We start from the raw sequence: 12797 nt of genomic DNA on the forward strand, positions 1-12797 counted from the left end.
CGTAAAAAAATGATTGGCCAAAGGGGTGCATCCTTCGCCGATTAAAAGCTAAATTATGTCGGCAAAAACGCAGGATAATTATTTGATTCAACTGGATGGGTTACGATTTATAGCCGTAGCTTTAGTACTTTGGGACCACTGGATGCCCGAACCTCATCAATTGCCTTTTGGTAAATTAGGAGTGAATTTATTTTTCGTTCTGAGTGGTTTTTTAATTACGCGCATTCTCCTCAGTAGTAAAGACAAAAACTACACGAAGTCGGGAGGTTTGGGGCAATATTTGAAGAAATTCTACATCCGTCGTACCATTCGTATATTTCCTATCTATTACCTTTCTTTAATCGTTCTGTGGCTGTTAAACGATCCGTCCGTCCGGGGCAAAGAAGGATGGCAGTTTTTGTACGCCTCCAATATTTACATTGTACTCAAAAAAACGTGGCTGGGCGTTACGGACCATTTTTGGTCGTTGGCCGTTGAAGAGCAATTTTACATTTTTTTCCCAGTCCTGATTTTCTTCATTCCTCGCCGCTTTGTCATTCCCTTTTTTACGGTACTTATCGGGCTGAGTGTATTGCTACGCGCTTATTTTTTATGGACAGGTCAGCCTTGGTATGTTTCGTACGTGACCATGCCCGCCGCCTTAGATGCTTTTGGCTTTGGGGCATTGATGGCTTACGCCCAGCTTTACAAACCTGCCGTTTTTCAAAAACTCTTCACCAATCGTCTTTATTTGTGGTTAAGTTTAGCGGCTTTGGGCGTTATCTTTGTGCTCTCCATCCAAGCCACCCAAGCAGGAATTACGCAAGACAACAATGTTTACGTCAACGTTTGGGAACGTTTTGTGGCTTCTATTTTCTTTATGTTTTTGATTGGAGGTGCCATTATTGGCTACAAAGGATGGTTCAAGTGGTTTTTGGAAAACCCCGTCAGCAATTATTTAGGCAAAATCAGTTACGGTCTTTATGTTTACCATAACTTCGTTTATAATCATTACCATTCGCCTGCCAACCACCCAGTGGTTCGACTTTTCAATAAGCTAGGCCGAAACATTGAAGGCTTTCAGGATATGCACCAGCTGCGCGTTTTAATTCTCTTTACGCTCACTGTCATCGTAGCATCGGCCTCGTGGTATTTGATTGAAAAGCCCATTAACGCATTGAAAGACAAATATGCCCCCTGAAATAATGTAAATATCAATGCCATTAAATAAAAGCTTAACCTTGTACAGTAGGCTAAGAGTCATTTTTTGAGTAGTTTTGTCGAGTTTTTAATAACAATATTCAAGCTTTCCTTAAATAGTTAACAATTCTCATAATGAGTTTATATTTTTCGATTGTCATGCCTGCCTATAATGAAGAAGAATGTATTGAGCAGGTAGTTACTATGTGGACCTCCTTCCTTAAAAATACGTTCCCAGGCAAAGAAACCAAACTTATTGTTATCAACGATGGCTCCAAAGATGGTACCAAAGTGCTGTTAGATGGCCTAGCTCCAAAAATTGATAATTTGTTAGTGGTACACCAACCCAACGGCGGTCATGGAAATGCCGTTGTTAACGGATATAAAAAAGCGGCTGAACTAAATTCTGAGTGGGTTTTTCAAACGGATAGTGACGACCAGTTCGTTACAGAAGATGTGCTCAAATTATGGGAAAAGCGCAATGATTCTAACTTCGTTATGGGCTATCGTCAAATACGCTATGATGCCCCTGCCCGATTGGTCATTACGCGTATTTTAAAATACACGATTTTCTTCGCATATGGCACTTTCATCAATGATGCCAACATTCCGTTCCGCCTTATCAAAGGAAGTTTTCTAAAGAAACTATTGGCACAATTGCCTAATCCTGAGCCCTTTGCCCCGAATATCTTTCTGGCAGTAATGGCTAAAAAAGCGGGCGAAAACACCTTTGATATACCCATTACCCACAAAGAACGTTTGACAGGTACGGTTTCGATTTTGCGTTGGAAGCTCTTAAAAGTGTGTATTCAAAGTTTTAAAGAATTGCTTCGTTTCCGTCTTGATCTCAACGGCAAAGTGAAGGCAATCAAGGCGAAATAAAGACGTTTATGGTTCATAGTAATAGTTTATCTTATTTTCAAACTATGAATTACAAACTATGACCTAACCTATGAAAAGAAGAGGGCTAATTGTTGTTATTGCGCTGGTGGTGTTGCTGACAGGATGGTGGGGCTTTCAGCGTTGGCAAATGTATTCGGCATCCGTTTGGAAATTGTTGCCCGAAAATGCCTTCTTTCTGATTCAGAGCCGGCATCTGCAAGATACCACCTACAAGGTTCAAAGAGGAGGCATTGAAATGCGTGAGGTGCCACTCCTAAACCTCGCCGCTCGACAAGTGGATATGTTTCGTCAATTGAGCGACGACAAAGCCCGCGCCGAAAACCTTCTTAAAGGGCAGTCAATTACGTACGTTTTGCAAAAAACCGCTGGTGGACGGTTTGCCTACCTTGTTTTTTTGCCCATGGAGGCCTTTCAAAGTTATGCGTGGCTGGAAGCGCCCGCCTCCAAAAACGTGCGGGTAACGTCGCACATTCACAGCGGGCAAAAAATTTATGACGTCACCAATCCTCTCTCGGAGCCTATTTTTGCGTATACTTTCTTTAATAACTTTTTGGTTTCCTGCGTTTCGGGAGATGTGCTAGAAGATTGGGTTCGTTTTGCCCAAAGCCCCCTGCGAACCACCAATACCAGTCGTTTTGAAAGTATCAAACAGGAAAGCAGTGAGTTGAGCATTTACCTTGACAACGTAGTGCTATCGGAGGCCATTCGACGCGAAGCCGCTACCAGTCCCGATGCGGGTTTGCTTTATTTCTTATCGTTTCTTCCAGGTACCGAAGGCTTACACTTGGATAAACTTTTCTCTACCAAAAATCCTACCCTTACCTCACAAGGAAAAAAAGTAAGACTAGAAGGCTACGTTGAAGCCTTAAATGACCAGAAAGCCAGTCCGCTTAACCATACTTTTTTTATCCCAAATACTACGGCGGTAATGTACCGTTTGGGATTTGAAAATTCAGACAATTTTGTCCGAAAATTACGCCCGCAACTGGAAGCCTTATCCACTGATTCCGTCAATCGTTCGCGCAAACAGCTGCTGAACCTCATCGGAAATGCCCGGTTGGATACATTTTATCGAAGCTTTAATAAAGAACTCATTCTGTGCCAGTTGGAACCCAACAACTCCCTCACCAAAGGACAGATTATCTTACAACAGGTTCAACCAAAAAATGGACTCGAACCCTTTTTCAAGCGTTTATCCGTACTTTTCAACAAAAACACCGGTACGCCATTTGAGCCTTTTCAGGGAGGATACGTTTACAATATCAATTGGCATGAGTTACCCGCGGTTCTTTTTGGCGGACTTTTCAAAGGATTCCCCAAATGTTATGTGGCGTTTCACAAAAACTTTGTGGTATATGCCAATGATTCACAAGTACTTAAAGATTATCTCATTGACTTAGAATACCAGCGAACATGGGCCAATTCATCACTTTATAACACCTTTTTAAAAACGACCCTCGGCGCTTCTAATCTTACATTTATTGTCAACCCACGCAAAAGCAAAGAGTACATGGGTACAGGATTTATGAATTATTTATTCACGAATCTCAACTATGATATTACCGAAAAACTCCCCTTTGACCAGTTGGTGTTCCAATCCGCCTATAAGAACGGGAAAGCCTACTCGTCGCTCACATTTGGCCGATTAAACAAAGCCACGAGTGCTAAAACCCTCAATAAGGTATTTTTACAACAGGAGAAACCATTTGAAACGCCTCCTGCTGGTGGAATTTACCTCGTTCGAAACTATCCGAGTAGCCTCGAAAAAACCATTGTAGTCACGCCATCGCGCGAGTTACAGAATCCATTATTGGAAGAGAATAAGCGTAAAATTACGCAGTTAGACGCCCCCATCGTGGGAGATATCTATTCGGTCGATTTTCTGAGTATTGGCCGACTACAATACGTATTTGCAACGCAAAAAAGCCTGAATGTCATTGATGAAGACGACCGCCAACGCTATCTATCGCTCCCCCCCATTACGCTCCCAGCCGGGCGCACAATTCGGAGTTTTCAGCGCCTAGAAAGCGGCATTGAAGGCAGTTTTAGATTCTTAGTGATTGATACTGAAGGCTTTTTATACCTCTGGAACAGCCCCAATCAAGCGCCTGTTGTCCTGAATCGCTCCCGGCCTTTTGTTGATTTGCTGCTGCCCATCAACGAAGTAGAATACATGGGAAAACGTCATTTTTTGTTTACGCAGGGTTCGGGTCAGGTAGGTTTAATCAGCGAATCAGGCGTGATTCCTTCCCCATATAAACTGGAATTGAATACCAATTTTTCGGGGCCATTTTTTGGGGTATTTACCCCCGAAAACGGCACCACTACCCTCATCGGTATCAGTAAATACGGTGAACTTTTTGAAATAACGCTCGGTGGGCAAGTCAAGCGCAAGGTGCAGTTATTCCGTTCTGATCCTACCTCTTTTTTCCGGGCCCGGGCCGCCATCAACAACCGGGACTGGATTTTGTTCCGCGAGTCTGAAACCCAGTTTGCGGTATTGGACAAGCAAGGCAAAGAACTGTTTTCGGCCCAAGGGCTTATTCCGTTCCGCAACGATGTTCAATACCATTTTTTGGGTTCGGAAGTAAAGTTTTTAAGCGTAAAATCGGGTAATTTTACGACGCTATACAACCTAAACGGCACTCAAATCGGCGATAAGCCCATTCCGAGTGAAATCCCGATACGTGTCAATCTCGTCGAAGGCTACAATAAGCTGTTGATTCACAGCTACGCCAATAAAAAATTACAAACCTGGTCTTTGAAGATTCGGTAACGAGACGCGCAATTTCAATTTTACAGCATGATGAAAAAAGTCCTTCAATACATCTGTCTTGCTTTTTTTTCACTGCTTTGGGTCATAGGTTGCCACCCAATCCTGAGCCGTGGAGCGCTGGAATTGGGGCTCACCGAAGATTCGTACCGCTACGGGGATCTATACCGACTTTCCAATTTGCCCCAGTTCAAAGAACGAACGGAAGCCTGTCCGAAAAAATTCGTCAATACTCCACCCAAAAACAACATCGCGCTCTACATCATCGGGGATAGTTTTACCGAAAAGCAGCGCATCGACAAACGTGATTTTAACGTTAAAACTTACCTGCGTACCCACTGGAATGACTCGCTAGAGGTACAATTGAACCCCGAACAACGAAATATCTTAATCTTAGAAACCGTTGAACGGCATTTCAGAGAACATTTTGCGGTGCCCGTTCGAACCCTAAAAATCAGCCAAGCATCCGTCAAAAGCCCGACTACCAATGAAGCCCCCCCACCCAAAAGTTGGGACGCCATCCTTCATGAAAGCGAAGAAGCTTTGGCTAGTTTTGTGTTTTCAAGCGATTTTTTCTTAAAAATAAAAGAGTGGAAAGCAGCGCTGAATTTGGCTTGGTTTGGCCGTCACAACGACCAAGTAGCGATTTCGCCCGACGGCAAAAACATTTTGTTCTGTTGGGATACCGACTCTACCCGCATCACCTCTTCTTTCTATCCTTTTCCAGATACAGAACTTAACAAGTTAATTAAAGGCGTAAATGCGACGAAAGACTACTATCGTTCGCTGGGGTTTGATGAAGTTTACTTAGCCATCATTCCCAACAAAACCAGCATTGTAGCGCCCGAAATGGGCAATTACAACCATTTGGTGGAGCGAGTGCAAAACCACCCAGCACTCCAAACGCCCATCATAGATGTATGGGGGCTTTTCAATCAACATTCCACCGAAGTATACGCCCTCAGCGACACGCATTGGAGCTGCTACGGGCAGGGAATATGGCTACAAAAAGTCAATGAAGTGGTGAAATGACTTGTGAGTACTCAAGCCAAAGTTTTAGTGTTTTATCAGAAAAGAATTGCCGCTTATGGGATAGTGGTGAGCAAATGTAAGCAAGCATTAGAAATTTACCGAAAACAAGAAAGCCGAAACATGCTAATAATCTGCAAGTTACGGCTTTTTGTAGGACCTAACGGGCTCGAACCGATGACCTCTGCCCTGTCAAGGCAGCGCTCTGAACCAACTGAGCTAAGATCCTATTTTTATGTCAAAGGAGAAATAACGATGGGGTGATTGCCTGCATTATTCTTCCTTTGGAGCGCAAAGATACTAACTTTAGGAAGTACTCAAAGGGCTTCGGTAAATTTTTTGTGAGGGAATTCGACGTAAAATCAATAACCCAATCACAAAAATCAACGCCAAAAACAAAAGGCTGTTTCGCATCCCTGATACTTGAGTGATGATGCCAAAAATGGTCGTTCCCAAAAAAGTGGAGAACTTATCGCATGCATCATAAAAACTAAAATAAGACGCCGTATCAGGGGTATTGTCGGGCAAAAGCTTCGCGTAAGTTGAACGGGAAAGCGACTGAACCCCGCCCATGACAAAACCAATCCCCGCCGCTAATCCATAAAACTGCACTTCGGTTGTGACAAAGTAAGCCGTTACGCACACGCCAATCCATATCACTAAAATCCCCGAAATCGTAATTGTATTCCCCCATTTTCCCGACAGTACGGCCGCACAGTACGCCCCCACAATGGCCAAGAGTTGAAGCAATAAAATGGTTACAATCAGGGCATTGTCGGGCAAGTGCAATTCATTGCTACCAAAAATTGTGCCGATGTACATAACGGTCTGAACGCCCATGTTATAGAAGAAAAAGGCCACCAAGAATCGTTTGGTAATGGGCAAATGGCTCAATTCACCCAATACTTTTTTGAGTTCACGAAAGCCATTCCAAATCCATCCCCCTTCCCGCTTCAACCCCGACGGAGTGCCGTTTGGCAAATAGTAAAAAGGAATCTGGGCAAAACCCACCCACCAAACCGCCACCGTTACAAATGAAATCCGACAGGCCGTACCCGAGTCAATCCCGCCATACCATTCGGGTTTGATGAGCATTGTAAGGTTGAAAATCAACAAGAGTACACTACCGATGTAGCCCATCGTAAAGCCACGAGCCGAGAGCTTATCGTAGCGATTTTCAGTCGCGATTTCGGGCAAGTAGGCGTTATAAAAGACGATACTCCCCGACCACCCAATCAGAGAAATGGCAAATGCAACGACGCCAAGCTCCAGGTTTTCACGATTAAAAAAATAAAGAAGTAAACAAGAAAATGACCCCAAATACACAAAAAACTGCATAAAGCGCTTTTTGCTGCCGCTAAAGTCAGCAATGGCACCCAAAATGGGGTTGACCAAGGCAATAAACAAAAAGGCAAACGACACCGCAAACGAAAAAAGCGCGGAATTATTAACGGTCATTCCCAGAAATTCCACGTCGGGTCCACCCTGTGCATTGACCGCCGTATTGCTGAAATAAATCGGAAAAATGGCCGAAACAATGACCAGTGAATGCACCGAATTGGCCCAATCATACATACACCAAGCATTAAGAATGGAGGGTTTGTTCTTTTCCATACTACTGAGTTTTTACTTTACCTACTTGCGTTGAATAAGGGTTTTAAATTGCTTTTTTGCCGCCTCCCGATTTTCTAGTAATGTAATAAACAGGAATCCCCACGGCTGCAATCAACAACCCCATCCCAGTATCAAAACGGGTATTGGAATCGCTCAATAAAATCAAACAAATTCCCATCGTAACTACCAGGTAAAAAATAGGCACAAAAGGATAACCCACTGCCTTGTAGGGGCGCTCCGCCGTAGGCTCACGACGACGAAGAACAAAAATTCCCGTAATGGTAACCATGTAGAAAATCAAAGAACCAAACGTACAATAATTCAGGAGTTGATTATAACTCCCCGACAAACACAGCAATGAAGCCCAAATACACTGCACCCACAGCGCCTTGCCAGGTACCGATTTCTCATTCAATTTGGAAGCCTGTTTCAAAAATAGGCCATCCTGTGCCATAGCATAATACAAACGAGCGCCCGCCAGAATCAACCCGTTGATACAGCCAAACGTTGAAATCATAATCAACACTGCCATAATCCCCGCCGACGAGCTTCCAAAGATGACCGACATGGCAGCAGTTGCGACCCGGTCGGTGGGGTATTCGGCAAATTGAATTCCTTGCGCCATCACATCCACCCCCGTACTTGAGCCTTTTAAAGGTAAAATACACAGATAAGCAATGTTGGCTAATACGTACAGTACCGTGACAATCAGCGTTCCCAACAGAAGGCTCAATGGAATGTTCTTCTTAGGATTTTTGATTTCAGCCGCAATAAACGTGACATTGTTCCAGGCATCCGAAGAAAAAAGCGACCCAATCATCGCCACCCCTAACGCTACAATCAAGGCCATCCCCGAAATCATCGTCACCTCTCCCGTTTCTTTCGACACCCGACTGGCATCCCACGCATTTTCAAAGTTTTGACCCAGCACTCCGCTTTGAAGGCCGTACCCAATACCAATCAATATCAGGCCAAACAAAGCGACCAGCTTAGTAGAAGTAAAAATGTTTTGAATCAACTTGCCCGCATTTACCCCTTGCGTATTGATATAAGTAAGGAGAACAATACACGCAATGGCATAAAATGTACCCGCATAAACATCTATAGGGCCAAGGCTAAACAATACATTTTCGGCATTCTGAAAATTTAGTTTTGGAAAAAATACTGCCGAATATTTGGTAAATGCCACAGCAACAGCGGCGATAGTGCCTGTTTGAATCACCATAAAAACGGTCCAACCGTACACAAAACTTGTCAAAGGGCCGAAAGCGCGTTGAATGTAGATATACTGCCCTCCCGCTTTGGGCATCATGCCCGCTAATTCGCCATAACTTAGTGCTGCCGCCACGGTCACGACGCCCGTCAACACCCAAGCGACCAAAAGCCAGCCCGTTGAGCCAAGCATCCGCGCCATATCGGCACTTACAATAAAAATGCCCGAACCAATCATTGCTCCAGAAACGAGCATCGTGGCATCGAGCAGACCTAAGGATTGTTTAAATTGTTTGGATGTAGAATTGGGCATAAAGCGAGAAAAGGGTTAGGTTTACTGACAAAGATAGATGAACCGATAAGTAAAATAAAGTAATATTTTTTCGATAGTATGAATTTGTTCCCTATTTTTGAGCAGAATTTATCTTAATTCAAGATTTTTAGAAATAATTGGGCAATTCTGCGGTATTATTTCGACATCAACGCCTACTTTATAAACTAGACCACGGAACCTGTGACTCCACAAATTCGATTTTTCTTCGTCAGTTTTTTTTGTTTAACTTTATCATTGGGAATTAAAGCACAAACTCCGTCTAAAGTAGAGCAACTGAGTGATTCCCAAGTGAAAGCCTTTTACGAAAAAGCCAAAGCGAGCGGAATGTCTGAAATGCAAATCGAACAAGCGGCTTTAGCACAGGGATTTACGCTCTCTGACATCTCCCTCATGCGTAAGCGGCTCGCCGAAGTACAAGACAAAGAAAACAAAGAAGACCTTACTGACGCAGATTCTCTGAAACTTAGCCGGCAACAAATCGGCAAATTGAGCAAGCGCGATATTGAAAAAGAAAAGGATACCCTAAAAGTCCTTAAAAAAGAGCCACTTAAAGTATATGGCAGTGAGTTATTTAATACCGAAGGTCTCACTTTTGAGCCAAGCCTGCGCATTGCTACTCCCAAAAACTACCAATTAGGTCCCGACGACGAATTGCTTGTTGAAATTTACGGCGACGCCAAAGGATCTTATCGCCTGAAAGTCAGCCCCGAAGGAACGGTTAAAGTGTTGAATCTGGCACCAATCTACGTGAGTGGCCTTACGATTGAAGAAGCACGAGACAAAATTGTCGGTCGATTACGGCAATCCTACGCGGGCCTCAACTCTAGCGGTTCTTTCGCCTCCATCAATTTGGGCAACATCCGAAGCATCAAAGTAATGGTGACGGGTGAAGTTGTAAAACCCGGCGTCTATACCGTTTCTTCTTTGGCCACCGCATTCAACGCCCTTTATCTATGCGGAGGGCCGAATAAAAATGGTTCTTTTCGCGCCATAAACGTCATACGAAATAACAAAGTCGTTCGTACGATTGACATATATGACTTTCTGCTCCGGGCCAGTCAGGCTGATAACATTATTTTACAGGACCAAGACATTATTCAAGTCCCGTTTTATCTCACCCGGGTAGAACTGGACGGGGAAGTAAAACGCCCTGCTATTTATGAACTAAAAAAGGGAGAAACCCTTCAGCAGTTGGTCGAATTGGCGGGCGGTTTTAATGAGCACGCCTATCAGGCATCTATAACCATGCGCCGCAACACCGATAAGGCGCGCAAGGTAGTTACGGTGATAAAAAATGAGTACGCTACTTTTCTTCCCCAAAGCGGCGATGCCATCGTGGTGGGTAAAGTATTGGAGCGATTTGATAACAAAGTGGTTGTAGAAGGGGCTGTTTTTCGTCCCGGAGAATACGCACTTGGCGACAATCTCAAAACGCTTAAAGACCTTATCAACCAATCAGAAGGCGTGCGTGAAGATGCTTTTCTGAACCGGGCCTTGATTCACCGCGAAAAACCCAATCGAGAACCCGAGGTAATTGCCGTTGCGTTAGGTAAAGTGTTGTCCAATGAACTGCCTGATATTGAATTAAAGAACCAAGACAGTGTGGTTATATCGTCCATAAAAAATCTACGGGAAGAATACTTTGTTACTATTGTGGGCGAAATCAACAACCCGTCCGACCTTCCTTTTGCCGAAGGGATGACCGTTTCGGATTTAATCACCCAAGCGGGCGGACTCACCGACGGGGCGATTGACAGCCGGATTGAGATTGCACGACGCATCAAAGACAACAATCTCCCCGACGTAGCTGAAAACGTAACCATCCAAATCATTACCTTAAAAATAAACCGCGATTTATCTTTGTTACCCTCTGATAAGGAATTTCAGCTTCAGCCATTTGACATTGTATATGTCAGAAAATCAACACGCTACGACAAACAACGAAGCGTAGTAATAATGGGAGAAGTAAATTATCCTGGTACCTACGCCATCCAAAACAACAGCGAACGCGTTACGCAATTGTTGGAACGTGCGGGTGGACCCAAATTAAATGGTTACCTTCCCAACGCAGTATTCAGGAGAGGTGGCGAACGCATTGCCCTTGACATTCAAAAGATTGTCGAAAACCCCGACCTTGAAAGCAATATTATCTTAGAAGAAGGGGACACACTCTTCATTCCCGAGCGTTCCGAATTAGTACGCATAGACGGTGCGGTACTCAATCCTTCTGTCGTAAATTATTCCAAGGGATTTAACTACGATGATTATTTATCACAGGCAGGAGGATACGGAGAACGGGCCATGAAAAGCCGCGTATATGTAACTTATGCCAACGGATACACCGAGCGTACCCGCAAATTTTTGTTCTTTAACATCCGTCCAAAAATTCAACCGGGTAGCGTAATTTCAGTTCCTTATAAACCAAAAGACGAACGACGCTCTGACCTGACTGGCCCTGTTATTTTGTCGTTTACCAGTACCTTAATCCTCGCAGCGGTTACGCTTATATCAAGATTATAATCGTTTATCCGTGACTTTTATATAAAGTCACGTCATCAATTTAACCACCACCATTGATTTTTCATAATCAATATATGCAAGATTCAACATCAAATATCAACCCTACCGCTTCAAATGAGATAGAGATTAGCCTTGCTGATATCATTCATTTTTTTAAAAGTAATCTTCGAAGTATGGTCCTCTGGGGAGCGGGATTTGGTGTTTTAGGGGCCATTTATGCCTTTACTGCCCAAAAAGAGTTTGAATCAAAAGCAGTGGTATTACCCGAAATTGCATCCAGTAGCGCCTTAACCAAAATGGGAGGACTAGGTGCTTTAGCAGGATTGGCGGGAATAGATATTTCTCAGATGAACAGTACCGAAGCCATCCGGCCCGATCTTTATCCAAGTGTTACCCAAAGTCTGCCTTTTGCTTTATATTTACTGGAACAAAATGTTTTTGTGTCATCGACTCAAAAAACAATCAGTCTAAAAAGCTACTTTGAATCACTAAATGAAAGCTGGCTTAGTAAATTTTTAGATTCAGAAAATGAAGAAAAACCTAAACTAGACCCCAAGCAATCGAGTCAGGCGGTAGAACTTACCCAAAAACAAGAAGCCTTGGTAAAGCAAATTCAACAACGGGTTGTAACGGCTTTTGATCGCAAAACGGGGATTATTACGATTAATACCAAAATGCCCGACCCAGTCGTTGCGGCTACCGTAGCCCGACTATCGGTGGAATACCTAAAAGAATACGTAACGAATTATCGAACCGACAAAGCGCGTAAACAACTGACATTCTTGCAAAAACAAGTAAACGAAGCCAAGGCAAGATACCAAAGTAGTGAAGCAGCCTTGGCAAGTTATCGTGACCGTAATGGTTTCTTGGTGATGAATTCGGCCAAAATAACCGAACAGCGTCTCCAATCAGAGTTTATGTTGGCCCAAAATGTGTACAACGGTTTGGTTCAGCAATACGAACAGGCCAGAATAAGAGTAGAAGAAGAAACCCCCGTTTTCAAGATGTTGGAGCCGGCAAAGATACCTTTGAAAAAGAGTGAGCCAAGAAGATTAACTGTAATATTTATTTCTACTCTTTTAGGTATCACGTTTTTTCTTGCACTAATCTTTATTAAAAAACTATTATTCAATTTTAACCAGCATACTCATCTAAAGAAAATATAAACTCAATTATAATTTAAGATGTATTTGTGTAAATTTTATGTCCATATTCTATCTAAAATTAAAACTA

The 12797-nt window shown here is 43.3% G+C and carries 8 protein-coding genes and 1 tRNA gene; 6 read left to right on the forward strand and 3 right to left on the reverse strand.

The features are described 5' to 3' along the window. The first annotated feature begins 55 nt into the window (after window positions 1-55). The 4 genes from GVN20_RS09055 (at window position 56) to GVN20_RS09070 (ending at window position 5887) form a co-directional block, all read left to right on the forward strand. Window positions 56-1180, forward strand: a complete 1125-nt coding sequence (locus GVN20_RS09055) for an acyltransferase (RefSeq protein ID WP_166557995.1) — start codon at window positions 56-58, stop codon at window positions 1178-1180. Between the two features lie 134 nt (window positions 1181-1314). Beyond that, the gene (locus GVN20_RS09060) at window positions 1315-2061 is read left to right on the forward strand and encodes a glycosyltransferase family 2 protein (protein WP_166557996.1); all 747 of its coding nucleotides are present in this window, start codon (window positions 1315-1317) and stop codon (window positions 2059-2061) included. Window positions 2062-2131: 70 nt separating this feature from the next. Continuing rightward, on the forward strand, window positions 2132-4858 hold the full coding sequence (locus GVN20_RS09065) for a hypothetical protein (RefSeq protein WP_166557997.1): 2727 nt from the start codon (window positions 2132-2134) through the stop codon (window positions 4856-4858). 27 nt (window positions 4859-4885) lie between these two features. After that, the gene (locus GVN20_RS09070; protein WP_166557998.1) at window positions 4886-5887 is read left to right on the forward strand and encodes a hypothetical protein; all 1002 of its coding nucleotides are present in this window, start codon (window positions 4886-4888) and stop codon (window positions 5885-5887) included. A gap of 151 nt (window positions 5888-6038) precedes the next feature. On the opposite strand, the gene GVN20_RS09075 is transcribed toward GVN20_RS09070, so the two are convergent. The 3 genes from GVN20_RS09075 to GVN20_RS09085 form a co-directional block, all read right to left on the reverse strand. Beyond that, a tRNA-Val gene (locus GVN20_RS09075) sits at window positions 6039-6113 on the reverse strand. Window positions 6114-6190: 77 nt separating this feature from the next. Next, window positions 6191-7498, reverse strand: a complete 1308-nt coding sequence (locus GVN20_RS09080; RefSeq protein ID WP_166557999.1) for an MFS transporter — start codon at window positions 7496-7498, stop codon at window positions 6191-6193. A gap of 43 nt (window positions 7499-7541) precedes the next feature. After that, window positions 7542-9023, reverse strand: a complete 1482-nt coding sequence (locus tag GVN20_RS09085; protein ID WP_166558000.1) for an APC family permease — start codon at window positions 9021-9023, stop codon at window positions 7542-7544. Between the two features lie 255 nt (window positions 9024-9278). Between GVN20_RS09085 and GVN20_RS09090 the strand changes: the two genes are divergently transcribed. Then, window positions 9279-11564: an SLBB domain-containing protein gene (locus GVN20_RS09090; protein WP_206023230.1), complete on the forward strand. Its 2286-nt coding sequence runs from the start codon at window positions 9279-9281 to the stop codon at window positions 11562-11564. Between the two features lie 74 nt (window positions 11565-11638). Further along, window positions 11639-12730 (forward strand): lipopolysaccharide biosynthesis protein, encoded by a 1092-nt coding sequence (locus GVN20_RS09095; protein WP_166558002.1) that lies wholly within the window; start codon window positions 11639-11641, stop codon window positions 12728-12730. Window positions 12731-12797 lie beyond the last annotated feature (67 nt).

Origin of the sequence: Runella sp. CRIBMP, assembly GCF_009905605.1 — a bacterium.
In the GTDB taxonomy this organism is placed as follows: Bacteria; Bacteroidota; Bacteroidia; order Cytophagales; family Spirosomataceae; genus Runella.